At 70.3% G+C, this 22,938-nt stretch carries 24 protein-coding genes and 1 pseudogene; 10 read left to right on the top strand and 15 right to left on the bottom strand.

The annotated features are described in order from the left end of the window. Positions 1-119: 119 nt before the first annotated feature. A complete protein-coding gene (locus tag AB0H36_RS45435) occupies positions 120-1,112 on the bottom strand; it encodes a malate dehydrogenase (RefSeq protein ID WP_360537952.1) in 993 nt (330 codons plus the stop codon). A gap of 182 nt (positions 1,113-1,294) precedes the next feature. On the opposite strand from AB0H36_RS45435, the gene AB0H36_RS45430 reads away from it, so the two are divergent. Together AB0H36_RS45430 and AB0H36_RS45425 are read left to right on the top strand one after the other, a co-directional pair. Further along, the gene (locus tag AB0H36_RS45430; RefSeq protein ID WP_360537950.1) at positions 1,295-2,446 is read left to right on the top strand and encodes a glycerophosphodiester phosphodiesterase; all 1,152 of its coding nucleotides are present in this window, start codon (positions 1,295-1,297) and stop codon (positions 2,444-2,446) included. Between the two features lie 23 nt (positions 2,447-2,469). Then, positions 2,470-3,276, top strand: a complete 807-nt coding sequence (locus tag AB0H36_RS45425) for a fused MFS/spermidine synthase (protein ID WP_360537948.1) — start codon at positions 2,470-2,472, stop codon at positions 3,274-3,276. Positions 3,277-3,280: 4 nt separating this feature from the next. On the opposite strand, the gene AB0H36_RS45420 is transcribed toward AB0H36_RS45425, so the two are convergent. Continuing rightward, the gene (locus AB0H36_RS45420; RefSeq protein WP_360537946.1) at positions 3,281-3,790 is read right to left on the bottom strand and encodes a helix-turn-helix transcriptional regulator; all 510 of its coding nucleotides are present in this window, start codon (positions 3,788-3,790) and stop codon (positions 3,281-3,283) included. 77 nt (positions 3,791-3,867) lie between these two features. Here AB0H36_RS45420 and AB0H36_RS45415 point away from each other — a divergent pair, with 77 nt between their 5' ends. The 3 genes from AB0H36_RS45415 to AB0H36_RS45405 are packed head-to-tail and all read left to right on the top strand — an operon-like array spanning position 3,868 to position 5,251. Next, on the top strand, positions 3,868-4,731 hold the full coding sequence (locus tag AB0H36_RS45415; protein ID WP_360537944.1) for an MOSC N-terminal beta barrel domain-containing protein: 864 nt from the start codon (positions 3,868-3,870) through the stop codon (positions 4,729-4,731). Between the two features lie 33 nt (positions 4,732-4,764). Next, on the top strand, positions 4,765-4,905 hold the full coding sequence (locus AB0H36_RS45410) for a hypothetical protein (RefSeq protein WP_360537942.1): 141 nt from the start codon (positions 4,765-4,767) through the stop codon (positions 4,903-4,905). Then, positions 4,877-5,251 carry a hypothetical protein gene (locus AB0H36_RS45405; protein ID WP_360537940.1) on the top strand — a complete coding sequence of 125 codons (375 nt, stop codon included), beginning with the start codon at positions 4,877-4,879 and terminating at the stop codon, positions 5,249-5,251. Before AB0H36_RS45410 ends, AB0H36_RS45405 begins: the two co-directional genes overlap by 29 nt. Here the strand turns inward: AB0H36_RS45405 and AB0H36_RS45400 are convergent. Further along, positions 5,248-6,012 (bottom strand): MBL fold metallo-hydrolase, encoded by a 765-nt coding sequence (locus AB0H36_RS45400; RefSeq protein WP_360537938.1) that lies wholly within the window; start codon positions 6,010-6,012, stop codon positions 5,248-5,250. The two genes, AB0H36_RS45405 and AB0H36_RS45400, sit on opposite strands and share 4 nt — an antisense overlap. Before the next feature lie 81 nt (positions 6,013-6,093). Here AB0H36_RS45400 and AB0H36_RS45395 point away from each other — a divergent pair, with 81 nt between their 5' ends. Then, positions 6,094-7,077, top strand: coding sequence for a helix-turn-helix domain-containing protein (locus AB0H36_RS45395; protein WP_360537936.1), 984 nt, complete (start codon positions 6,094-6,096; stop codon positions 7,075-7,077). Here AB0H36_RS45395 and AB0H36_RS45390 read toward each other — a convergent pair. From AB0H36_RS45390 to AB0H36_RS45365, 6 genes are all read right to left on the bottom strand, one after another. After that, positions 7,031-7,291 (bottom strand): hypothetical protein, encoded by a 261-nt coding sequence (locus AB0H36_RS45390; RefSeq protein ID WP_132327403.1) that lies wholly within the window; start codon positions 7,289-7,291, stop codon positions 7,031-7,033. The genes AB0H36_RS45395 and AB0H36_RS45390 overlap by 47 nt on opposite strands. A gap of 81 nt (positions 7,292-7,372) precedes the next feature. Then, positions 7,373-8,914, bottom strand: a complete 1,542-nt coding sequence (locus AB0H36_RS45385) for a CAP domain-containing protein (protein ID WP_360537934.1) — start codon at positions 8,912-8,914, stop codon at positions 7,373-7,375. Positions 8,915-9,113: 199 nt separating this feature from the next. Then, the gene (locus AB0H36_RS45380) at positions 9,114-9,956 is read right to left on the bottom strand and encodes a CAP domain-containing protein (protein ID WP_360537932.1); all 843 of its coding nucleotides are present in this window, start codon (positions 9,954-9,956) and stop codon (positions 9,114-9,116) included. Between the two features lie 262 nt (positions 9,957-10,218). Continuing rightward, complete coding sequence (locus tag AB0H36_RS45375) at positions 10,219-11,013, bottom strand: CAP domain-containing protein (protein ID WP_360537930.1); 795 nt, start codon at positions 11,011-11,013, stop codon at positions 10,219-10,221. A 97-nt stretch (positions 11,014-11,110) separates the two neighbouring features. Next, positions 11,111-11,773, bottom strand: coding sequence for a GNAT family N-acetyltransferase (locus AB0H36_RS45370; RefSeq protein WP_360537928.1), 663 nt, complete (start codon positions 11,771-11,773; stop codon positions 11,111-11,113). Positions 11,774-11,913: 140 nt separating this feature from the next. Further along, the gene (locus AB0H36_RS45365; RefSeq protein ID WP_360537926.1) at positions 11,914-13,038 is read right to left on the bottom strand and encodes a GNAT family N-acetyltransferase; all 1,125 of its coding nucleotides are present in this window, start codon (positions 13,036-13,038) and stop codon (positions 11,914-11,916) included. Positions 13,039-13,118: 80 nt separating this feature from the next. Between AB0H36_RS45365 and AB0H36_RS45360 the strand changes: the two genes are divergently transcribed. Continuing rightward, a complete protein-coding gene (locus AB0H36_RS45360) occupies positions 13,119-13,931 on the top strand; it encodes a DeoR/GlpR family DNA-binding transcription regulator (RefSeq protein ID WP_360537924.1) in 813 nt (270 codons plus the stop codon). Next, entirely contained in the window at positions 13,928-15,130 is a 1,203-nt protein-coding gene (locus tag AB0H36_RS45355) for an MFS transporter (RefSeq protein WP_360537922.1), read from the top strand. The genes AB0H36_RS45360 and AB0H36_RS45355 overlap by 4 nt, the downstream gene beginning before the upstream one ends. A 1-nt stretch (position 15,131) precedes the next feature. Here the strand turns inward: AB0H36_RS45355 and galK are convergent, their stop codons facing one another. Next, positions 15,132-16,280, bottom strand: coding sequence for a galactokinase (galK, locus tag AB0H36_RS45350; RefSeq protein WP_360537920.1), 1,149 nt, complete (start codon positions 16,278-16,280; stop codon positions 15,132-15,134). Beyond that, a complete protein-coding gene (gene galT / locus AB0H36_RS45345; protein WP_360537918.1) occupies positions 16,277-17,323 on the bottom strand; it encodes a galactose-1-phosphate uridylyltransferase in 1,047 nt (348 codons plus the stop codon). Before galT ends, galK begins: the two co-directional genes overlap by 4 nt. A 167-nt stretch (positions 17,324-17,490) precedes the next feature. Here galT and AB0H36_RS45340 point away from each other — a divergent pair, with 167 nt between their 5' ends. Further along, a complete protein-coding gene (locus tag AB0H36_RS45340; protein WP_360537916.1) occupies positions 17,491-18,813 on the top strand; it encodes a hemolysin family protein in 1,323 nt (440 codons plus the stop codon). Here the strand turns inward: AB0H36_RS45340 and AB0H36_RS45335 are convergent. The 4 genes from AB0H36_RS45335 to AB0H36_RS45320 are packed head-to-tail and all read right to left on the bottom strand — an operon-like array spanning position 18,761 to position 22,478. Then, positions 18,761-20,035 (bottom strand): MFS transporter, encoded by a 1,275-nt coding sequence (locus tag AB0H36_RS45335; RefSeq protein WP_360537914.1) that lies wholly within the window; start codon positions 20,033-20,035, stop codon positions 18,761-18,763. The two genes, AB0H36_RS45340 and AB0H36_RS45335, sit on opposite strands and share 53 nt — an antisense overlap. A gap of 2 nt (positions 20,036-20,037) precedes the next feature. Beyond that, positions 20,038-20,652: a helix-turn-helix domain-containing protein gene (locus AB0H36_RS45330; RefSeq protein WP_360537912.1), complete on the bottom strand. Its 615-nt coding sequence runs from the start codon at positions 20,650-20,652 to the stop codon at positions 20,038-20,040. Positions 20,653-20,710: 58 nt separating this feature from the next. Then, positions 20,711-21,583 (bottom strand): serine/threonine-protein kinase, encoded by an 873-nt coding sequence (locus tag AB0H36_RS45325; protein WP_360537910.1) that lies wholly within the window; start codon positions 21,581-21,583, stop codon positions 20,711-20,713. Between the two features lie 52 nt (positions 21,584-21,635). Next, complete coding sequence (locus AB0H36_RS45320; RefSeq protein WP_360537908.1) at positions 21,636-22,478, bottom strand: alpha/beta hydrolase; 843 nt, start codon at positions 22,476-22,478, stop codon at positions 21,636-21,638. Positions 22,479-22,669: 191 nt separating this feature from the next. Between AB0H36_RS45320 and AB0H36_RS45315 the strand changes: the two are divergent. Then, positions 22,670-22,938 (top strand): annotated as a pseudogene (locus tag AB0H36_RS45315) (hypothetical protein); the annotation flags it as partial.

Raw genomic sequence — 22,938 nt, 5'->3', positions numbered from 1 at the left:
CCGCCCCCGCCCCCCCCCGCCCCCCGCGGCAGGTGGGGTAGGCCGCGGGGTGCCCCTCATACGGCTCGGCTCCTCCGCCCGGAGGGCGGAGGAGCCGAGTGTTGTTCTTGTTGTTGGAGTCAGCCGATGAGGCCGAGGGACCGTACGGCGTCGCGTTCTTCGGCGAGCTCGGTGGTGCTGGCGTCGATGCGGGTGCGGGAGAAGTCGTTGATGTCGAGGCCCTGGACGATCTCCCAGTTGCCGTCCTTCGTGGTGACCGGGAACGACGAGATCAGGCCCTCGGGTACGTCGTACGAACCGTCGGAGACGACCGCCATCGACAGCCAGTCGCCGTCGGCCGAGCCGCGCAGCCAGTCGCGGGTGTGGTCGATGGTCGCCGCCGCCGCCGACGCCGCCGAGGACGCGCCGCGGGCCTCGATGATCGCCGCGCCGCGCTTCTGCACGGTCGGGATGAAGTCGCTCTCGAGCCACGCCTGGTCGTTCACGACCTCGGCCGCGTTCTTGCCGGCCACCTCGGCGTGGAAGATGTCCGGGTACTGGGTCGCGGAGTGGTTGCCCCAGATCGTCATCTTCTTCAGGTCGGTGACGTGCACGCCGGTCTTCTTCGCCAGTTGGGCCAGCGCGCGGTTGTGGTCCAGCCGGGTCAGCGCGGAGAACCGCTCGGCCGGGATGTCCGGGGCGTTGCTCTTCGCGATCAGCGCGTTCGTGTTGGCCGGGTTGCCGGTCACGGTGACCCGGATGTCGTCCGCGGCGTGCTCGTTCAGCGCCTTGCCCTGGACGGTGAAGATCGCGCCGTTCGCCTCCAGCAGGTCGCCGCGCTCCATCCCCTTGGTCCGCGGCCGGGCGCCGACCAGCAGCGCCACGTTCGCACCGTCGAAGATGACGTTCGGGTCGTCGCCGATCTCCACCCCGGCCAGCGTCGGGAAGGCCGAGTCGTCGAGCTCCATCACGACCCCCTCGAGCGCCTTCAGCGCCGGGGTGATCTCCAGCAGCCGCAGCTCCACCGGCGTGTCCGGGCCGAGCAGCGCACCGCTCGCGATCCGGAACAGCAGGCTGTAGCCGATCTGACCAGCGGCCCCGGTAACGGCCACCTTCACCGGTGTAGTGCTCACGACACGCTCCTCGAACTCTTGTGACAGTGTGCTTCGGACGCTAGCAAGCCCCGTGCGTGCTACCAACGCTGGGGGACCCACGACTTGCTCACATCGCGGGGAATCGTTCACCGCGCGGACATCCGGTGGTCTTCGCAGTATCCAAGGGTGTCTTCCAGTTCCTGACCTGTAAGGAGAACCTCATGAAGCGAACGGTGCTGCCCCGCCGGTTCGTCCCGGCCGCCGCGTCGGCCCTCGCCGTGGCCGCGGCCGTGCTGGTCCCGCAGGCCCTGCCGACGTCGGCCCCGGCCGCCGACACCGCAGACACTGCTGCGCAGGCCGCCGCCAAGCACCGCGACGACTTCGTCATCGTCGGGCACCGCGGAGCGTCCGGGTACCGGCCCGAGCACACGCTGGCGTCGTACGAGCTGGCGGCCCGGATGGGCGCCGACTACATCGAGCCGGACCTGGTGACCACCAAGGACCGGGTGCTGGTCGCCCGGCACGAGCCGGAGATCGGCGGTACGACGGACGTCGCGGCGCACCCGGAGTTCGTCGGCCGGAAGAAGACCAAGCAGCTCGACGGGGTCGCGGTGACCGGCTGGTTCACCGAGGACTTCACGCTGGCCGAGCTGCGCACGCTGCGGGCGAAGGAGCGGATCCCGGCGATCCGCCAGCAGAACACCGTGTTCGACGGCCGCTACCAGGTCCCGACCCTGCAGGAGGTCATCGACCTGAGCCGCCGGCTGTCCCGTGAGCTCGGCCGGCCGATCGGCATCTACCCCGAGACCAAGCACCCGACCTACTTCCAGCAGCAGGGTCTGGCGCTCGAGCCGGAGCTGGTGAAGACGCTGAACCGCAACGGCCTGAACCGCCCGGACGCCAAGGTGTTCGTCCAGTCCTTCGAGGTCGCGAACCTAAAGGCGCTGCGCAAGCAACTCCGCGTCCCGCTCGTCCAGCTGACCAGCTCCTCCGGCGCGCCGTACGACTTCGTGGTCGCCGGTGACAAGCGCACGTACGCCGACATCGTGAGCGCGAGCGGGTTGCGCGAGGTCGCGACGTACGCCAAGGGGCTCGGTCCGTCGAAGGACCAGGTGATCCCGCTGGACGCCACCGGCAAGCTCGGCCAGCCGACCGCGCTGGTCGGCAACGCGCACCGGGCCGGCCTGGTCGTGCACCCGTACACCTTCCGGGTGGAGAACAACTTCCTGCCGGCGAACTTCGACAGCTCCGCGGTCGCGGCCGAGTCGGGCAACCTGTTCGGCGAGATCGCGGCGTACCGCAAGGCCGGGATCGACGGGCTGTTCACCGACAACACCGACGTCGCGGTGGCCGAGGAGGCCGAGGCGCGCTGAGCGCCCGGTGACAAGATAGGCGGGTGGAACGCAAGGTCGGGTCCGGGACGGCGACCGTCGAGGCCGAGGCCGACGGCACCTTCGTGCTCCGGGTCGACGGCTCGCTGCAGTCGCAGGTCGACCTTGCCGACCCCACCAACCTGTCGTTCGAGTACATGCGGCGGATCGGCGATGTCGTCGATGCCGCCGCACCTCGGCGTCAGCCGGTCGCCGTCGTACACATCGGCGGCGCCGGGCTGAGCCTGCCGCGGTACGTCGCGGCGACCCGGCCGCGCTCGCGGCAGGTCGTGCTCGAGCCCGACGAGGACCTGACCGAGTTCGTCCGCGAGGCGCTTCCGCTGCCGAAGCGGTCCGGGATCAAGGTCCGCGCCGTCAGCGGCCGGGCCGGCATCACCGAGCTGTACGACGACTCGATGGACCTGCTGATCCTGGACGCGTTCGAGCGGGAGGCGGTCCCGGCGAACCTGGTCACGGCCGAGTTCTTCGCCGAGTGCGCCCGGGTGTTGCGACCGACCGGCGTACTGGTCGCCAACCTGATCGACGGATCGGCCGGCCTGCCGTTCATCCGCCGTACGGCGGCCACGGTCCGCGGGGCCGTCGGCGACGGGGTGGTGCTGGCCGAGCGGAAGGTCCTGCGGGGCAAGGGCTTCGGGAACGTCATCCTGGTCGCGTCGCCCCAGCCCGTCCCGGACCTGACCGCGGCCGGCCGGCGGGCGCAACCGCCGTACGACGTCCTTCCCCTGAGTGAGTTGGCCGGCAAAGCAGCCCCGCTCACCGACGCCGAAGGCTTCACCACCCCACCCGCTCCCGCGGGCACCTTCCGCCGCTGACGCTTCACGCAGCCGCGCGGGTCCGGCCGGATCCGATCCGCTCGAGCGCCTCGGCAACCGCCGCGCGTTCCTCGAGTGTCGCGCCGACGGCGCGGACCAGTCGGTCCACGCGATCGCGGCCGGGCAAGCGAGCGCCTTGGAACCACGCCTGGAGCGTGGTCCGGGGGATTCCGGTGAGCCGCTCCAGGCTGCGCGAGGACCTCGGCCGGGCCAGCGCCGCCAACGCGGCGCCGAGGTCCTGCAGGGTCTCGGCGGACTGCAGCAGCTGGGCGACGTCCTGCGCATCGCGGACAGCCGCCTCCCAGTGCCGGCGCCAGACCGGGAGGAGCTCGGGCGGCACACCGCATCCGGTCAGGAAGGCCGCAGTGACGTCCCAGGTCGGCAGCTGCTTCCCGCTGGTCGCCCGGACCAGGTGTGCGTGCGAGTAGTGCGCTTGATCAGCGAGCTGCCGGTAGGTGAGCCCGGACTGCTGCCGGACCCGCCGGAGCGCGCCGGCGAACATCTCCGCGTTCATGTCGGCCTCCTCGTGATCAAACATAATCCAACATGATCAAACAAGGCAAGTGACAGGGGTCAAGCTAGGATTGAGCAATGTCAATCGCGAAGGTTGCTGCTCTGTCCTACTACCCGGTGAAGGGGCTGGCCGGGGTGTCCGTGGAGCGGTCCGAGGTGGGTCCGGCCGGGCTCCGGCACGACCGGAACTTCATGCTCGTCGAGCCGGACGGGACGTTCCTGAGCCAGCGCAGCCTGCCCGCGATGGCCGCGTTGCGGGCCGAGGTGCTGGACGACGGCGCCGGGCTCCGGTTGTCGGCAGCGGGTGCGCCCGACCTCGAGATCCCGGTGCAGTACGACGGGAAGCGGCGCGACGTCAGCCTGTTCGGGAAGTGGTTCGGCCTGGGTGTCGTGCAGGACCCGGCCGCGGACGAGTGGTTCACCGCCCGCCTCTCCAGGCCGGCCGCGCTGGTCCGGGTGACGCCCGAGCACGAGCGGCCCGGCTGGGGCGTGAATCCCGGTCAGACTGGGTTCGGTGACGCGCACGCATTGCTCATCGCGTCGCTGTCCTCGCTGGACGGCCTGAACGAGCGGATCGTGGAGCGCGGCGGCGACGCGATCCCGATCAACCGCTTCCGGCCCAACATCGTGGTCTCCGGCTGGCCCGAGCCGCACACCGAGGACCGGGTGCTGCGGATGACGGCCGGCTCGGTGGAGATCGGGTACGCGGCCCGCGCGATCCGGTGCGCGGTCCCGACCGTCGACCAGGCATCCGGCGAGAAGCGCGGTCCGGAGCCGACCCGGACGCTGGCGACGTACCGCCGGCAACCGGACTACGGCGGTGGGGTCAGCTTCGGCATGAAGGCCGCGGTGCTTGCCGAGGGCATCCTTCACGTAGGCGATGAGATCTTGGTACACGAATGGCTCCCGGACGGGCCGGATCCGGCGCCGGCCACTCGGTAGCCTGCAGACTCCACCAGTTCGGGGAGTCTGCGCATGCACCGGATCCTGTTGTTGCTGCTGGCCCCGATCTCGTTGTTCGCGGCGCCTGCGGAGGAGGTGCGGACTCCGGCGGCTCCGTCGTACGACGTGGAGCTGACCGGGAGCGGTGACGGTACGACGTGGTCCGTACGGTGAACTCGATCTGGTGCTGCATGACGGGTGGAGCAACTTCCTCGGGATGGAGTACCCGGGGTTCGTGTTGCTGAACGTGGCCGGCAGCCCGGTCGTGCACGAGGTGGCGCACCAGTGGTGGTACGGGATCATCGGCAACAACGAGTACGCCGATCCCTGGCTGGACGAGGCGTTCGCGACGTACGCCACCGACGTGCACGAAGGCAACCACCGGGTCGGCTGCTGGCCGACGACCTACGCGCAGTCCCACTGGTACGGCGTAGCAACCCCCGCCGCCTTCAAGACCGCCGCGCAGGCCGTCAGCCCCACCGACCTCAAGCCGTTCTGGACCTCACACAACATCCCCTAGCCGGCGACGGTGGTCTCGACGCCGTGGGGGAGGAGGTTCAGGCGGTCGGTCAGGCCGGACTCGGCGAAGGTTGCTGTCAGCTGGTCGGGGCCTTCGGAGAAGTGGGACCAGCCTTCGGTGTGGACGGGGATGATGGTCGCCGCGCCCAGGAGATGGGCGGCTTCCGCGGCGGCTGATGAGGTGAGGGTCAGGGGTGCGCCGTCCATCAGCGGGGTGCGGGCGGCGCCGGCGAAGAGGATGGCCACGTCGACGGGGAAGCGGTCGGCGATCTGCTTGACGAGGGCCACGGAGGCGTTGTCGCCGGAGACGTAGACGGTGGGGAGATCGTCGGCGGTGAGGACGAGACCGGTGACCACACCCAGGACGGCCTCGGCGCCTTCGGGACCGTGCAACGCCGGTACGCCGGTCACCGTGATCACGCCGCCGTCGGGGCGGGCCAGCTCCACCGACTCCCAGCTCTCCAGACCGCGTACGCCTGGGATCCGCGTCGCAGCACCCGGCGTCGACAAGACCGTCGGCACCGACGGCAGCAGGGCGCGGCCGGCGTCGTCGAGGTTGTCCTTGTGCTCGTCGTGCGACAGCAGTACGACGTCGACCGGCCCGAGCTCCGCGACCGGCACCGCGGGCCCGATCAGTTTGGTCATCACCCGGCCGGTCGGCAGCACGTAGTCCTGTGGCTCGTCGAAGGCGGGATCGGTCAGAAACGTGAGGCCGCCGAGGCGGAACAGCGCGGTCGGGCCGCCGATGTGCGTGATCTTCATGCCTCGATCGTCGCGGCCGCCGACCTCACCCACCATTGGCCCGCGAGCCACAGTTCCTGAAGATCGGGCCATACTGGTCCCATGCGCACAGTCGCCGTCCTCGCGTACGACGGGATCAGCCCGTTCCACCTCTCCGTACCGTGCCTCGTCCTCGGCGACCGCCTCGGCGAACCGTGCGAGTACGAGGTCAACGTCTGCGCCGAGGAGCCCGGTTCGCTCCGGACCAACGCCGGCTTCGGGATCTCCGTCGACCACGGCCTCGACGTGATGGACACGGCCGACCTGGTGATCCTGCCGAGCTGGCATCCCGACCGGGAACCGTCCGCCGTACTGATCGACAGCATCCAGCGCGCGCACGCCCGCGGTGCGACCGTCGTCGGGCTGTGCATCGGCGCGTTCCTGGTCGCGGCGAGTGGGATCGCGGACGGCCGGGAGGTGGTCACGCACTGGAAGTGGGCCGACCAACTGCAGGCCAAGCACCCGAACATCACTGTCCGCGCGGACGTCCTCTGGTCCGACCTCGGCGACCTCCTCACCTCGGCCGGGACCGCCGCCTCCCTCGACTGCTGCCTGCACCTCGTCCGCACGCACCACGGCGTCGAGCTCGCCGAGCGGCTGGCCCGGAGCATCGTGGTCGCACCACATCGCAGCGGCTCACAGGCGCAGTACATCCCGGTCCCGGTCCCGCCCGACCCGAGCGACGACGTGATCGAGAAGGCGATGCTGTGGGCGCGGGCACGGCTCGACCAGCCGGTCACGCTGGACGAATGGGCGGCGGCGGTTGCGCTGTCCCGGCGTACGTTCACCCGGCAGTTCCGCGCCCGCACCGGCAGCTCCGGGCAGGCATGGCTGCTGCGCCAGCGCCTCGACCGAGCCCGGTTGTTGCTCGAGACCACCGACCACCCGGTCGAGCGGATCGCCACTGACAGCGGCTTCGGCAGCAGCGCCGCGTTGCGCCACCACTTCCACGCAGTCCTCGGTACGACGCCGCAGCGGCACCGTCAGGAGTTCGGCGGGCTCACAGGAGGAGCAGAAGAGTGTAGAGAGCCGGCGCCGCGAACGTGACCAGCAGGATCCAGGCGATCATCCGGTGACCGGGTTTGCCGCGGTCGAGGGAGGACGCGAAGTACAGGACGGCGCCTTCCTCGGTGTGCCGGCTCAGGCCCATCCGCTTCGCCTCTTCCGGGCGCGGATCGGGGCGCTCGTCGGCGAGCGCGTCCGGCGGAATCCCGAAGTGGGCGGGCCGGGGCGGGTCCAGGTCGTCGCGTTCCCCGTACATCCGGCCTCCCGCAGGGTTGGTGGGACCAAGGGTCGTTCCCTCCCATGGTCCCACCAACACCCGACGAAAGTGCGCTACGTCTTACGTGAAGTCCGCAACCCAGGCGTACCGGGTGTTCGTGCTGCAGATGAACAGCAAACATTCCTTGTACTTGGCCTTGTCCATCCCGACGCCCAGCGTCGTCAGGCCGCAGTTGAGGACCATGCTCCTGCTCTGGGCCATCATCTGGTCGTAGGCGTCCTGAGCCGTCCAGTCCTCGCCACCGGCGGTGGTCGACGACGAGCTCGACGAGTTGGTGTTGCCGGACGAGGCGCGCTCCTTGGCGTCGGCGCTTGCGCCGTTGCTGAGGTCGCTGTCGCGCTTGAGCGGCGCGCATCCCTTGTCCTGCCGGGCGCTGTCGATCATCTGGAACAGCTGCAGCTCGTCGGCCGACATGCTGCCGTCGTCAACCGGGGGAGGCGGCGGAGGCGTCGTCTCCGTGGGCTTCGGCTGGGTTGACGTGGTGGTGCGGTCGCCGGTGGGGGTTGGGCGGCTGGTGGGGGCCGTGGTCATGCGGCCGTCGGTGGGGGACGACGTCGGGCGGTCGGTGGGCGCGGTCGTCGGGGTGCGCGTCGGGGTGGCCGATGGCGTCGACGTGGGCGTGGCGCTTGGGGTGGCTGGTGGGGTGCTTGGTTTGGGCGTCGGGGGGTTGACCACCGGCTTGGTGGTTGGGGTGACGTAGGTGTCGTCGGTGCGGGTGACGATCGGGATCGACGCGTCGGCGTCGTCGTTCTGCGGCTGGTGCAGCAGGATCCACGAGATCGGCGTGATCACCAGGATGACGGACGCGACCGCGATCAGGGGCCGCTTCGCCTTGCCGCCTCCGCCGGCCGCGCGGGCCGCCGTACGGGAACCGACGCGCCCGCCTCCACCTGAGGAGGCAGCCGCTGCTCTCGATGTCGGGCCGGCCGTGGCCGCGGTGGTGACGGCTGTGCCGGCGACTCGCGAGCCTGCGGTGGCGGTGGGCGCCGGCTCGGCGTCGGCCTCGATCGTCGAGGCGAGACGCCTACCCGTCTGGGCGCCTGCTTCGGTGGTCGAGCCTGCGGGGGACTGCGTCACCCAGGAGGGCGAACCGCTTGCAGCCGCGCGCGAGTACGAACGGGAGGAGGCGGCGTCGGCCGCTGCTGCGCGGGAGTAGGACCGCGACGAGGCGGTCTCGCCGAGGCCGGACTCGCTGGCGCGGGAGTATGAGCGGGAAGAGGCGGTCTCGCCCAGGCCGGAGTCGGTGGAGCGCGAGTACGAGCGGGACGACGCGGTGTCGCCGAGGCCCGCCATCCGAGGGGTGGAGCCTTGGGTGACGCTGGAGGGCGAGCTGGGGCGGGCGATCGGCTGGGTGCCGGCGCCGGGGGTGGACTGCGTGTTCGCCCAGAAGGGAGACTCGTTGGCCGCGCCGGCGGACTGTGCGGTCGCCCAGAACGGCGACTCGTCACTCGTCCGCGGAGCGTACCGGGGCGGTTCCGGTGGTGGCGGCGGAGTGGTCTCCGCCGGGGTGGGCCGGTTCGCCGCGCTGGACCGGGATCCGCGGGATGCCGCCCGGGTCGCCTTCCTGCGTGGTTTGTACCGGCCGTTGCCGGACTCGGACATTATTTCGTTGTTCCCTTCACTGTCTCGCCCCCAAGACGTGCCTCACCATTCGTCTCACCGGAGCCCCCCAGGACGGACCGGCGACATGACAAGGACGGATCTACCCGCAGTGACCGGCCGTGAAGCGGCCGGACGTTGTGGCGCTGAGACAACGTCTTCGCCACACTCAGTGTTTTCAGCACAATGACACCCACAGCCCTCAGCTGCGTCCGAAGTCTTGGACCCAACTGCCGGGACCCCAGTCGGACCGGACCTGGCCGGGGTCGTAGCCGATGCCGATGGAGGTGAACCGGCAGTTCAGGATGTTCTTGCGATGTCCATCGCTCTGCATCCAGGCCGCGACGACCTTCTGCGCGGAGTCGTAGCCGGCGGCCGCCATCCGGTCGCCCGGGTCCTGGCCGTCGGGGTTGGTGTGGTCCATGTAGTGCCGGCGGACCATGTCGGACGCGTGCCGTCCGGCCGCCTCGACCAGCGCGCTGTCCAGGCGGAGCGGGCCGCAGCCCTGCTGCTCGCGGATCGCGTTGGTGTACTTGAGCACCTCGCGCTCCTGCGCGTTGGTGCCGCCGCCACCGGTCGGCGGCTCGGTCGTCTCGCTCGGCCGGGGCTCGCTGTTCCGCGTCTTCGTCGGGGTGCTGCTCGACGGCCGCGGCTTCGGCTTGGTGCTGGTCTGCGCGGTGCGAGGTCCGGACGGGCTCACCGTCACGGTCGTCACGCCACTGGTCGGCGCGGTGGTGACGATGCTCGTCGGTGTCCCGGACGGGGCGCCGGTGGTGGTGCCGGTCGAGGCCGGAGTGTCCGAGGTCGACGTCGAGGCCGCCGAGCCGAGGACCGGCGTACCTGCGACAGTCGTCGTGCCGTTCGGAAGCGTCTTGGTGACCTTGCCGTCCGGAGCGCCGGAGGAGTTGTGGCCGTCGGCCACCGAGTTGCCGGCGTCGTCGCGGGTCTCCTCGGAGACGTTCAGGACCTTGGTCGCGCCGTCGACGGTCGAGTTCTCGCGGGACATCAGGTAGACGACCGGGCCGATGGCGAGGAGAACGGACAACGCGCTGACGGTAGGGCCGATCAGGCCGCGGCTCCGCCGGGGAGCTCTTCTACTGCCGCGGTGTCGCCGGGGGGTAGGCGAATCCGTCATGGGTGGGCGAATCCTCTTCGTTTTCGTCGTACCGAGTGCTCGTCGTTCCCCGCGTTCAGTTGTTGCCAGGTCCCCCCTGGTTCACCGAACAGCGACCTTAACTGACCGTAGAGGTCACCGTTACAGGTCTGCGACGCCTCTTAACGATTATCGAAGGTTCACCCGGCAAGCGTTAACCGCCGAAGTCCTGCACCCAGCTTCCGCTGCCCCACTCGGGCTTCACCTGGCCGCTGTCGTAGCCGATGCCGATCACGGTGTAGGTGCAGTTGAGGATGTTCTTGCGGTGGCCGGCGCTGTTCATCCAGCCCTCGACCACGGCGGCCGGGCTCTTGTAGCCGACCGCGATGTTCTCGGCCATCGCGCCGCCGCTGTAGCCGGCGGCCTTCATCCGGTCGAACGGGCTGCGGCCGTCCAGGCTGTCGTGCGAGAAGTAGTGCTGGTCGACCATGTCAGCCGCGTGTGCCTCGGCGGCCTCCGTCAGGGCGCTGTTCATCTTCAGCGGACCGCAGCCGGCCTTCGACCGCTCGCTGTTGGTCAGGCTGAGCACCTGTGCTTCCGCCGTACCCGATCCGCCGGTCGGCGCGCTGGTCGTGGTCTTGGTGGCCGTCGGCTTGCTCGTGGTCCGGATCGGCGTCGGCGACGGCTTCGGGCTCCGGCTGCCGTCCCGGCTCGGGGCCGTCGTCGTACGGCGCGGGGTCGGACTGGTCGCCTTCGAGCGCGTCGGCGTACGAGTAGGTGTGAGAGAAGGAGTCGTACGGCGAGACGGTGTGACCGACGGGGTCACCGAGGGCGTCTCGGACAGCTCGTCGGTCGCCGTGGTCAGCGGCCGGTCCTGGCTGGTCAGGACACTCGCAGTCCGGTCCAGCACGAACCACCCGATGCCGGCGATCAGCACCAGCGCCGAGAGCGAGGCCAGTAGCGGCCCGATCACTCCGTGGCGCTGTTGTGGTCGTCTGTGGCTCGTCATGGTCTGCAGCCTTTCCCAGGTCAGGTGGGGCTGACTCCCCGGGGTGGCCGCACTTCACGAACCTTTGACTATGTCATGCGTTTGAACGTGACGGGGGTCACCGGGAGCGGGCGATGATGATGTCCGCGACCACTTTCCACCCGAGGCTGCGGTACAGCCGCAGGCCGTCGATCGAGGCGATCAGGATGCCGCGCTTGGCGCCCTGGGCCGCCGCCGTCTCGACCAGGGAGGCCATCACCGCGCTGCCCAGCCCGCGCCGCCGGTGCGCCGGATCGGTCTCGATCCGGTCCGCGACCGCGTCCTCGCCGACCACGGCCATCCGCCCGCTCGACACCACGCCGCCGTGCAGGGTGGCCCGGGTGATGATCAGGTCGGACTCGAGCTCGGTGTGCAGGGCGTAGCGCTCGTGCAGCTTCAGCGCCGGCTGCTCCGAGAGCTGGATCGTCATCAGCCAGTCCTGGTCCTGCTGGACCTCGAGGCCGAGGTCCTCGAGCTGCTCGATCCGGGCTTCCTTGTCGTCCGTGGCCAGGGTGACCCAGCCGGCTCCCCGGCCGCCGCCGGCGGCCAGCGCCAGCTCGGCGGCCCGTTCGACCCGTTCAGGCTTGTCATCGGCATCCAGTACGACGTACTCCATCGCGCGGTTCCCCTCACCCGCACGGACAGTCAGAATGCCGTCGTTGTCGTCCTCCACGGTGGTCCAGCCCCTCGAAACCGACCACCCGGCCTGCCAGCGGCGGACGAGCTCCTCACGATCTCTCACCAGTCGATTCAAGCAGCCGGATGCCGAGACGGCGAGGGGAAGTAGTGTCGGATGACACCAACTGGCCGTACAGCACCGATTTCGGGCGGTCACCATTACCGCTCGGAAGCACCGCCCGGCAACCCCTCGGCCGCCGCGGATCAGGTCCGCTCGGAGGCGAGCAGGTCGAAGCCGTGCAGGTCGGCGTGGCTGCCGTCCCGTCGCGGGCTCGCCGACCGCTGCAGGGAGACGTGGGTGAAGCCGTTGACCTCGGCAACGTGGGCCGACGCTGTGTTGCCGTCGGCAGCGAACAGCACCAGTCGCCGCCGCCCGAAGCCATCCTCCGCGACCGGCTTGAACGCCTGCTCGACAACGAGGCGGACGGCGGCCGACATCACCCCGCGACCACGCGCCTCCGGGTGCGCCCAGTAGCCGATCTCGGCCATCGTCTTGTCGATCCGGTTGTTCATGTCGAACAGGCTCACGCAACCGAGCACCTCGTCGGTGCCCGCGTCCGCGATCGCCCACACCACACCATCGCCGCCGGCCAGCACGTCCTGGCGCCCCTCGATGAATTGCTCGGCATCGGTCACCTGGTACGGCGACGGCAGCCCAGGCAGCCAGTTCTGCGTCCTTTCGTTGTTGCACGCCTCCGCGACCCGCTTCGCATCGGTTGCCCGGAACGCGCGCAGCCGGAAGCCGTCCCCCTCGACCTCGGGCACCTTCCACCAGTTGCCCACCGGCTCGAGGTCGTCGTCACGGCCGACCGTGGCGACCCACTCGTCGTACCGCACGCCCCGCGCCCTGCCACCACCTGGTACGACGACCAGGCCACGGAACCCCGCCTTCCACGCGACCCGGCGGGACCCCCAGTTGCCGACGAACGCACGCCAGATCACCCGGTCCCACTCCAGCACGTCGAACGCGTACCGGACGGCCAGCCGCAGCGCCCGGGTCATCACCCCGGCGCCCCGGGCCGACGGCGTGACCGCGAACCCGACCTCACCGACTCCGCCCTCGCCGTCGCGCAGGTCGATGGTCCCGGCGTAGCGGCCGTCGTACTCGATCGCCCAGGCCCGCATGCCGCCGTCGCGCCACCCGTTCGGGATCTGCTCGGTGAGGAAGTTCACCGCGTGCTCGCGCCGGTACGGCACCGGAATCGTGGTCCAGCGCTGCATCTCCGGGTCCTGGCACATCTCGTACGCCGGGTCGATGTCTGCCGGGGTGTGCGCACGCAGGGTCACCGCGTCGTCGGACAGCACCGGCACGTCTTCGGGGAATCGCATGCTTCAGCGTGCCAAGCCGGGCCCGCCGCGGCAATGCGATTTCCCTGACAGACACCGATTTCCACACTAGGCTGTGCAGCGTGAACGCAGCCGGAGCAGAGGCACCGCGGGGCCGGGGAGGGCAGCTCGCCGCTCAGCGGCAGGCCACGATTGTTGCCGAGGTCAACAGTCGGGGCGCGGTCACGGTCGCCGAGCTGGTGGAGCGGTTCGGGGTCTCGGACATGACGATCCGCCGCGACCTGGACGCGCTCGACTCCAGCGGCCTGCTGCACAAGGTGCACGGCGGCGCCACGTCGGTCGGGCTGCGCAGCGCGCACGAGCCCGGGTTCGACGCCAAGCTGACCCAGGAGTCCGCGGCCAAGCAGGCGATCGCCGCCGAGGCGGCCCGCCGGGTCCAGCCGGACAGCGCGATCGGCATCGGCGCCGGTACGACGACCTACGCACTGGCCCGGCAGTTGCTCCGGGTGGAGAACCTGACCGTCGTGACGAACTCGGCCCGGATCGCCGACGTGTTCCACGGCAACAGCCGGTCCGACCGCACCGTCGTCCTGATCGGCGGCATCCGGACGCCGTCCGACGCGCTGGTCGGCCCGATCGCCACCGCCGCGCTCGGCTCGCTGCACCTCGACCTGCTGTTCCTGGGTGCGCACGGCGTCGACGCGGAGCACGGCCTGTCCACGCCGAACCTGATGGAGGCCGAGACGAACCGGTCCTTCATCGCCGCGAGCCGCGAGGTGGTGGTCGTCGCCGACCACACCAAGTGGGGCACGGTCGGCCTGAGCACGTTCGCCACCTGGGCGGACCTGGATGTCATCGTCACCGACGCCGGCCTCTCCACTCCCGCCCGCAAAGCCATGCGCGACACCGGGTGTGAGCTAGTCATTGCTTCATGAGACGGCAGGAGCCGCTCGGTAGGCCGTACTGGGTGCTCTGGACCGCGGGGGCGATCTCGTTCCTCGGCGACGGCATCACGTTCGGCGCGCTGCCGCTGCTCGCGGCCTCGTTGAGCCGCGATCCCCGGATCGTCTCGCTCACCGAAGCGGTCACCGGTGTCGGCTGGCTGCTGCTCGGCCTGGTGTCCGGCGTGATGGTCGACCGCTGGCGTCGTACCACCACGATGTGGATCGTGGACGCGATCCGGGCCGTGATCGCCGGCGCGTTCGCGGCCGCCGTACTGGTCGGCCAGGAGAGCATCCCGCTGCTGCTGATCACCGGCTTCCTGCTCGGCATGCTCGCGCCGTTCTTCGACAACGCGTCCTCGGTGGTGATCCCGGACCTCGTCGTGGGGACCGCGCTGGAGCGGGCGAACGGCTACAACCAGGCGGCCCTGGTCCTGCTGGCCAACCTGATCGGCCCACCGGTCGGCGCCGTGCTGTTCGTGATGCACCACGGCCTGCCGATCCTCGTCGACGCGATCTCCTTCGCGGCCGCCGCCGTACTGGTCTTCCTGGTACGACGCGCCGCACCGGCCCGCGCGGTGTCGCCGGACCGCAATCTCGGCCGGGAGCTCAAGGTAGGACTGCTTTATCTGTGGCGGCACAAGCTGCTGCGGTCGCTGTGCTTACTGCTGCTGGTCTCGAACGCGGTCGGGGCGGGCATCGTCGCGATCCTCGTCCTCTATGTGCTGGAAGCCCTGCACCTGCCGGAGGCGTGGTTCGGCTGGCTGGTCGCGACCTACGCGGTCGGCGGCGTCGTCGGCGCGGTCCTCGCGCCCCGGCTCGCCCGCCGGTTGTCGACGTTCAAGAACCTGATCACCTCGATGCTCGTGCTCGGCGTGGCAGTCGTCTCGTTCGGGGTCTTCACCGAGCTGGCGCTGATCATCGCCGGCGCCGTGCTGATGGGCTTCGGCAGCACCTGGTGGAACGTCATCTCGATCACCCTGCGGCAACGGATCGTCCCGGCCGAGCTGCTCGGCCGGGTGACCGCGGTCTACCGAATGGTCGCGTTCTGCGCGGCCCCGGCGGGTGCCGTCGGCGCGGGGTTCCTTGCCCACCGCACCGACCTGCGCACGCCGTACCTGGTGATGGGCGTCGTCCAGGTCGTCGCCACCTTGGCCTTCGCGCCCCTGATCAAGCGCGAGCTGGCCACCTAGGTCACTCCACCCGGGAGGCTCCAGCCGACGGCGCGGCGGCGAGTGAGCTCGGGGCGCTGAAGCCGTTGTCGGCAAAGGCCTTCTCGATCGCGGACAGTACGGCGTCCGCCGCGTCGGCCTCGACCAGCGCGATGATGCAGCCGCCGAAACCGCCACCGGTCATCCGGGCGCCGACCGCGCCGGCCTCGAGCGCGGTGTCGACCGCGACGTCGAGCTCCGGCACGGTGATCTCGAAATCGTCCCGCATCGACACGTGCGACGCGGTGAACAGCGGCCCGACCGCACGCAGCCGGCCGGCCCGCATCAGCTCGACGGCTTCCTCGACCCGGCGGATCTCGGTCACCACGTGCCGCACCCGGCGCCGTACGACGTCGTCCTCGAGCCGGCCGAGTGCGTCGTCGAGGTCGTCGTACTCGATCGAGCGCAGCGCCGGGACGCCGAGCAGGGCAGCCGCCTCTTCACAGCTCTTCCGGCGGGCGGCGTACTCGCCGTCGACATGCCGGTGCGGAGCCTTCACGTCGACGACCAGCAGCGCCAGCCCGTCGGCGGCGGGGTCGAACGGGATCTGGTCGGTGGCCATCGCGCGGATGTCGAAGTACAGGGCGTGGCCCTCGGTGCAGCACATCGAGGCCATCTGGTCCATCAGCCCGACCGGCGCACCGACGTACCGGTTCTCGGCCTTCTGTGCGAGCCGGGCAACCTCGGCCGGGTCGACCTCGATGTCACGTAGCCCGAGCAGCGCGACCGAGGTCGCGCAGAGCAGGGCCGCGGACGACGACAGGCCGGCGCCGGAGGGAAGGTCGGAGTCGACCAGCAGGTTGGCGCCGCCGATCGCGTAACCGGACTCGCGCAGGATCCAGGCCGCCCCGGCCGGGTACGCCGCCCAGTCGCCGACCGAGCCGGGGGACAGCTCGTCGATGGCGAACTCGATCACGCCCTGGTGGCCGCTGGAGGCGACCGCGATCCGGCCGTCGTCGCGCTTCGACGCGGTGACCAGGATGCGGTTCGGCAGCGCGATCGGCAGCACCAAGCCGTCGTTGTAGTCGGTGTGCTCGCCGATCAGGTTGACCCGGCCCGGCGCCCGCCAGCTGCCCTCCGGGGCGACCCCGAAGACCGCCTCAAAATCGGACGCCGTCTCGAAGGAGCTCACGAACCCACCTTCCGCAGGGTCTCGGCCACGTCCTCGGGCCGGGTGTCGCTGATGAACGCGCCCATCCCGGACTCCGAGCCGGCCAGGTACTTGATCTTGTCCGCGGCCCGCCGGATCGACAACACCTCCAGGTGCAGGTAGCCGAGCTCGCGGTCGATCCGGACCGGAGCCTGGTGCCAGGCGGCGATGTAGGGCAACGGGTCGCCGTACAGGCCGTCGAGGCGGCTCAGGACCTCCAGGTAGAGCTCCGCGAAGTCGTCGCGCTCGCCGACCGAGAGCTCGCTGATGTCGGCGACCTGGCGGTGCGGGTACAGGTGCACCTCGACCGGCCAGCGGGCCGCCTCCGGCACGAACGCGGTCCAGTTGGTGTTCTCCGCGACGACCCGGGTGCCGTCCTTCTTCTCCGCGGCCAGGACGTCGGCGAACAGGTTGCTGCCGGCAACCTGCTGGTGCTCGCGGGCGCGGGCCAGCAGGGTCCGGATCCGCGGCGGCAGGAACGGGTAGGCGTAGATCTGGCCGTGCGGGTGGCTCAGCGTGACGCCGATCTCGCGGCCGCGGTTCTCGAACGGGAAGACGTACTCGACGTCGTCGCGGGCGCTCAGCTCGGCGGTCCGGTCGGCCCAGGTGTCGACGACCAGCCGGGCCTGGCCCTGGGACAGGTCGGTGAACGACTGGTTGTGGTCGCTGGTGAAGCAGACCACCTCGGTGCGGCCGGGGCCGGCGAAGGACGGGAACCGGTTCTCGAACACCGCGACGTTGTAGTCGAGGTCCGGGATCTCGGTCGGGTTGCCCGGCTTGCTCGCGCACAGCGGGCACTGGTCGGCCGGCGGCAGGTAGGTGCGGGTGTTGCGGTGGGTCGCGTACGAGATGACGTCACCGGTGAGCGGGTCGGTGCGCAGGTCGATCTGCGGTTGCGGGGCCGGCAGCCCACGGGTGTCCGCGAGCGGCACCCGGGCCGGCGCGTCGGCCGGGTCGTAGTAGATCAGCTCGCGGCCGTCGGACAGCTTGGTGTCCGTACGGCGTGCGCCGCGCGGTGTGTTCATCGTGTGACCCTCCCGGCCGTCGGACACCGACGGCCAGGAATCATCGTAAACCAACAAACTCGAACATGCACGGTGATAGTCGCCACCGCTAGGCTTGCTGAATGGACGACTACGCCCAACGCACGCCCTCTCGACATACGGCGAGAGGGCGCTAGGAACCCCCACCCATGAACGACACCCTGCTCAATATCGTCCTGATTCTGGTCTTCGTGCTGATCGGTGGGGTTTTCGCCGCAGCCGAGATGGCGCTGGTCTCGCTGCGCGACAGCCAGCTCAAGTCGATCTCCCAGCGTGGCCGGCGCGGCGAGACGGTGGCCAAGGTGGCCGCCAACCCGAACCGGTTCCTGTCCGCCGTGCAGATCGGCGTGACCCTGATGGGCTTCCTGTCCGCCGCCTTCGGTGGCGCGACGCTCGCCGACAGCCTGTCCCCGCACCTGCAGGATCTCGGCCTGCCCGAGTCGGTGGCCAACACGACCGCGCTGGTGCTGATCACCATCCTGATCTCCTACGTCTCGATCGTGCTCGGCGAGCTCGCGGCCAAGCGGCTGGCACTGCAACGGGCCGAGACGTTCGCGCTCGGCCTGGCCCCGCTGGTGGACCGGATCGCCTCGATCGCCCGCCCGGTGATCTGGCTGCTGTCGAAGTCGACCGACCTGGTGGTCCGCGCGCTCGGTGGCGACCCGAACGCGAACCGTGAGGTGATGACCGACGAGGAGCTCCGCGACCTGGTCTCGGCCCACGAGTCGCTCGGCGAGGAGGAGCGCCGGATCGTCGACGACGTCTTCGAGGCCGGCAGCCGCCAGTTGCGCGAACTGATGCTGCCGCGGACCGAGGTGGACTTCATCGACGCCGAGATGCCGGCGTACAAGGCGGTCAAGTTCGCCGCCGAGCGGCCGCACTCGCGCTACCCGGTGATGAACGGCTCGGCCGACGACATCGTCGGCTTCGTGCACGTCCGCGACCTGTTCGACCCGGCGGTCGCGTCCCGCTCGGTCCGGGTCGGTGACCTGGCCCGCGACGTACTGCAACTCCCGGACACCGCGAAGCTGCTGCCCACGCTGACCGAGATGCGCCGCCGGTCCACCCACCTGGCCATCGTGCTCGACGAGTACGGCGGCACGGCGGGCATCGTCACGCTCGAGGACCTGGTCGAGGAGCTGATCGGCGACATCAAGGACGAGTACGACGAGGAGGTGGTCGAGACCACCCGGTTGCGCAGCGGCGACATCGAGGTCGACGGCCTGCTCAACCTCGACGACTTCGCCGACGAGACCGGTTGCGAGCTGCCCGACGGCCCCTACGAGACGGTCGGCGGCTTCCTCGCCGCCCGCCTCGGCCGCGTCCCCACGACCGGCGACGAGACCCCGATCGACGGCCACGTGCTCACCGTCACCACGATGGACGGCCGCCGCGTCGCCCGGGTCCGCATCCACCGGGTCAAGCCGACGGACGAGCAACCGGACGAGCAACAGGTTCCGGAAGGGGCGTAGCCGACAGCATCCGGCGGCGGGCGAGGACGACTGCGCCGCCGACGACGTACCCGAGACCCTGGAAGACCAGGACCGGGATGATGCCGACCAGCTCGCCGAGGACGCCGGCGGAGGCGATGCCGATCAGTACGGCGACGCCCTCGGCGGCGGCGATCGCGCCGAAGATCCGGCCGCGGGAGGCGTCCTCGGTCCGGCGCTGCAGCACGGTCATCATCCCGGCGATGGTGAACGCCCCCGGCAGGCCGACGACGATCATGCAGGCGAAGGCCGGCAGCAGGCTGTCCCAGAGCAGCGGGTAGCAGAACAGCGCCAGGTCGATCAGCCCGAACAGGAACGCGCCGACACCCCACATCGTTGCTGCAGGCAACCGTGAGCCGACCGCGGCGGCGACCAGGCCGCCGGCGATCCCGCCGATCGCCTGGGACGAGACGATCAGGCCGTACGCCGTACCGTCGCCGCCGAGCTCGGAGCTGACGAACGGCGCGAACAGCGTGCTCATCACGCCCTCGCCGACGCCGGTCACCACGCAGAACACGAACAGCAGCCGCATCGCGGGTCCGGTGACGCACAGCCGGATGCCCTCGGTCCACTCCGCCTTCAACCGCCGGATCGCCCCACCGGCCGGCTGCGCGAGCACGCGAACGACGCGATGCCGGACCCGCACGATCAGTCCCATCGCCAGGAGGAAGGTCGCGGCGTCCACGAGTGCCAGCAACGGCAGACCGCCGAGACCGGCAAGCACGCCACCGATACCGGCGCCGACCAGCCGCGCGATGTCGCTGGTCTGGCTGTTCAGTGCGTTGGCCGTCACCAGTTGCCGCGGCTCGACCAGGACCGGGATCAGCGACTGCTCGGCCGGCCGGAAGAACTGCTGCAAACAGCTCTGTACCAGGACGACGGCGTACACGACCCAGATCGCGCTCTCATCACGGACGGCGAGCAGCGGCAGCAGGAGGAGTGCGTGCAGCAGGTTGGTGACGATCATCGTCCGGCGCCGGTCCCAGCGGTCGACGAAGACGCCGGCCAGTGAACCGAGGACGACCATCGGCACGAACGACGACAGCAGCAGACCGCCGGAGGCCAACGTCGACCCGGTCAGCACGTAGACCTGGAAGGCGAGTCCGGTCTTGAGGATCCAGTCGCCGGTCAGCGACACCAAGCCCGCGGACAGCACCAACCGGTAGTCGCGCTGCCGCGCGAGCACGCCCCACAGCTCTTTCACGGCTACTCCTCGGGCTGTTCCGGCGACTCGTCCGGAGGTGCGACGGTCACGATCCGGGTGATGTCGACCAGGCGGCTGCCGGGTGGGCGGGTCGACTTGTCGTCGATCGGCCGCTGGCTCACGTACTCCTGCAGCAGGCCGCTGATCTTGTCCTCGAGCTCGGCGAGTTCGTCGGCAGTGAGGTAGATGCCGGTGTGGCCGATGCCGGAGTTGTGCACCCAGATCTCTTCCTCAGCGGTCCGGCGCTGCTGCCAGTCGGCGAGGCTGTCGAGCGCCCGCTCGGCGAGCAGTTGCTCGAGTACGTCGGCCGCCGCGACACCCTCGGCGGTCAGTTTCGAGCTCCGCCACGACTGGGATGTCGACACCAGTCGCCACGGGCGCTCGCGGTTGTCCTTGCCGGGGGCGGGCTCGACGAAGTCGTACTTCGCCAGCTGCCGGAGGTGGTGCGACGCCAGCGCCTGGCTGATCCCGAGCCGCCGGGCCGCGTCGGCCGCGGTCATCGGGCCCTCCTTGCCCAGCAGCGCCTGCAGGTCCAGCCGGACCGGATGGGCCATCGCCCGGATCGCCAGCGGGTCGTCCAGCAGCCGCGACCGGCGCGGATCCTTTTCCAAAGACATGCTTGGAATATGACGCCGAGCGTCGGTCGATGTCAAGCCTTTGCTTGGAATGAGGGAGTCAGCGGGCGGTCGCGAGCAGTGACCGCCACAGCCGGCCGAGTTGTGGCCGGTGCTTGACCTGACCGTCGACTTCCGGATCAGTCAGGTCGATGCCGTTGAGGATCTCGGCGGTGGTCGGCCGGTCGTCCGGATCCTTTGCCAGCATCCGGAGCAGCATGTCCTCGACCGGAGCAGCCAGCTCTGGGCACTCCTCGCTCGGCGGGGCCGGATCGGTTTGCACATGCTCACGCAGGACAGTCGTCGGGTCGTCACCGGTGAACGGCGGGTGCCCGGTCACCAAGTGATAGAGGACGCAACCGAGGGCGTAGACATCGGAGGCAGCGGTTGCCGGCTTGCCCAGGGCCCGTTCCGGGGCAAGGTACAAGCTGGTCCCGAGCACCTGCCCGGGAGTGGTGGTCGCCGGGTCGGTGACGAACCGGGCGATGCCGAAGTCGGCGACCTTCACCGTGCCGTCGGCGTCGATCAGCAGGTTGGCCGGCTTGATGTCGCGATGGACGACGTCGCGCCGGTGCGCCGCGGCCAGCCCGGTCGCCGCCTGCTGGACGACGTCAACGGCCCGCTCGGCTTCGAACGGGCCGTGCATCGCGAGTTCGTGGGCCACGCTGCGGCCCTCGACCAGCTCCATCACCAGGTAGTAGCAGCCGTCCTGCTCCCCGAAGTCGTAGGCCGCGACCACGTGCGGGTCCTTCACGATCGCCGCCGTCCGCGCCTCCCGCCGGAACCGCGCCGCCGCGAACGGATCGCCAAGTCCCGGCAGCAACAACTTCACCGCGACCGGCCGCCCCAGAAGCTCGTCGCACCCCCGATACACCTCGCCCATCCCGCCATGGCCGAGAATTTCGGTCAATCGGTACCGACCCGCCAGCAGCACGTGAGCCCGGTACCCATTTCGGTTCCTGCCGAATCAACAGTTGCCCAAGGCATCATCCGGTCCGGTCGCGGATCCACTCCAGGGCCGGCTCTGTGTGGGTGAGGATCGAGATGTGGCTGTCGCCCGGGTGCGTGCGCAACGCGGCCGACGGGATGTGCTCGGCCAGCCAATGTCCGTGGGAGCAGGGGATGATGCGATCGTCCTCACCGTGCAGGAGCAGCGTCGGCGCGGTGATCGAGGCCGGGGAGCAGTCCCACGGGACGACATAAGAACAGTCGTCGTCGATCAGGCCGTCGGGTCCGTCGGGCATCGACTTGTCGCCGGCGACCGAGCCGAGCCAGCCCCACGGGCCGTCGAACGTGGCCAGGTCGCGGGCGGTGAACTCGGGGTCGTACTCGACGCCGGAGGTCTCGTGCCGCACCTTCGTCTCCCGGCCCGCAGCCGCCGCCCGGAGTGACGCGACCCCGGACGGGATCATGCCGTCGTACCAGTCCAGACCTTCGGCGTCGTACGGCGCGATCGCGGCGCAGGTGGCGACGGCCTCGACCCGGGGTCCGAGCAGCGCGGCGGCGCCGAGGGCGTAGGTGCCACCACCCGAGTAGCCCATGACGGCGAAACGGCCGATCCCCAGCGCGTCGGCGACCGTGCTCAGGTCGGCCGCGACCGCGGCCACTGTCCGGCCCGGCGCGGCGGTCGACCCGCCGTACCCGGGCCGGTCGAACGAGACCCACCGGATCCCGAGCCAGTCGCCCGCCTCGAACAGCGGCTCCGGCGGGGCGCCCAGGTTCGGGGTGCCGTGCTGCCAGAACACCGGCAGCCGGCCGTCGTCGCCGGGCGCGGTGTCGTACACGTGCAGGGTGCGGCCGTCCGCCAGCCGGAGGTCCGTCTCGTCCATGGCGCTCACCTTAGGTCTCGGAGTCGTTGGCGAGCGGGACGTCGGAAGGCTGTCGCCGGACTCGACATTTCGGGGCAGCTGACGGGGCAACCGACGGGGCAGTGACACGGCGCGAAGGTGAAATGTCGAGTTGTCCCGGACGGCCCCGACCTCTGCTGCGAAGATCCAGCCAGACTCCGAAAGGAACAGTCATGAAGTACCTGCTGCTCATCCACAGCAACCCGATCACCTGGGGCCACCCGTCCTTCCTGCACACCGAGGAGGGCCGGAAGCTGCCGAAAAAGGCGCGCGACGCCCTGGCCAAGCAGTTGGACGACCTGCTCACCGGGCTGGAGGAGTCGGGTGAGCTCGTCACTGCCGTACCGCTCGAACCGCCGTGGGGGGGGCCCGGGGGCAGCCGGCGCGATGGGGGGTCGGGGTGCGGGACGGGGGGGGGGGGGGGGCACCAGACTGAGGCGAA

This window comes from Kribbella sp. NPDC050820, assembly GCF_040653975.1.
In the GTDB taxonomy this organism is placed as follows: domain Bacteria; phylum Actinomycetota; class Actinomycetes; order Propionibacteriales; family Kribbellaceae; genus Kribbella.
Note: the sequence above shows the minus strand (reverse complement) of the source record. Positions and strands in the feature narration are given on the sequence as shown.

Excerpts from the sequence above, each read along its gene's own strand:
- AB0H36_RS45430 (WP_360537950.1), top strand. The coding sequence starts at position 1,295 with ATGAAGCGAACGGTGCTGCCCCGCCGGTTCGTCCCGGCCGCCGCGTCG.
- AB0H36_RS45420 (WP_360537946.1), bottom strand. The coding sequence starts at position 3,790 with ATGAACGCGGAGATGTTCGCCGGCGCGCTCCGGCGGGTCCGGCAGCAG.
- AB0H36_RS45415 (WP_360537944.1), top strand. The coding sequence starts at position 3,868 with ATGTCAATCGCGAAGGTTGCTGCTCTGTCCTACTACCCGGTGAAGGGG.
- AB0H36_RS45410 (WP_360537942.1), top strand. The coding sequence starts at position 4,765 with ATGCACCGGATCCTGTTGTTGCTGCTGGCCCCGATCTCGTTGTTCGCG.
- AB0H36_RS45400 (WP_360537938.1), bottom strand. The coding sequence starts at position 6,012 with ATGAAGATCACGCACATCGGCGGCCCGACCGCGCTGTTCCGCCTCGGC.
- AB0H36_RS45395 (WP_360537936.1), top strand. The coding sequence starts at position 6,094 with ATGCGCACAGTCGCCGTCCTCGCGTACGACGGGATCAGCCCGTTCCAC.
- AB0H36_RS45390 (WP_132327403.1), bottom strand. The coding sequence starts at position 7,291 with ATGTACGGGGAACGCGACGACCTGGACCCGCCCCGGCCCGCCCACTTC.
- AB0H36_RS45385 (WP_360537934.1), bottom strand. The coding sequence starts at position 8,914 with ATGTCCGAGTCCGGCAACGGCCGGTACAAACCACGCAGGAAGGCGACC.
- AB0H36_RS45375 (WP_360537930.1), bottom strand. The coding sequence starts at position 11,013 with ATGACGAGCCACAGACGACCACAACAGCGCCACGGAGTGATCGGGCCG.
- AB0H36_RS45365 (WP_360537926.1), bottom strand. The coding sequence starts at position 13,038 with ATGCGATTCCCCGAAGACGTGCCGGTGCTGTCCGACGACGCGGTGACC.
- AB0H36_RS45355 (WP_360537922.1), top strand. The coding sequence starts at position 13,928 with ATGAGACGGCAGGAGCCGCTCGGTAGGCCGTACTGGGTGCTCTGGACC.
- galT (WP_360537918.1), bottom strand. The coding sequence starts at position 17,323 with ATGAACACACCGCGCGGCGCACGCCGTACGGACACCAAGCTGTCCGAC.
- AB0H36_RS45340 (WP_360537916.1), top strand. The coding sequence starts at position 17,491 with ATGAACGACACCCTGCTCAATATCGTCCTGATTCTGGTCTTCGTGCTG.
- AB0H36_RS45330 (WP_360537912.1), bottom strand. The coding sequence starts at position 20,652 with ATGTCTTTGGAAAAGGATCCGCGCCGGTCGCGGCTGCTGGACGACCCG.
- AB0H36_RS45320 (WP_360537908.1), bottom strand. The coding sequence starts at position 22,478 with ATGGACGAGACGGACCTCCGGCTGGCGGACGGCCGCACCCTGCACGTG.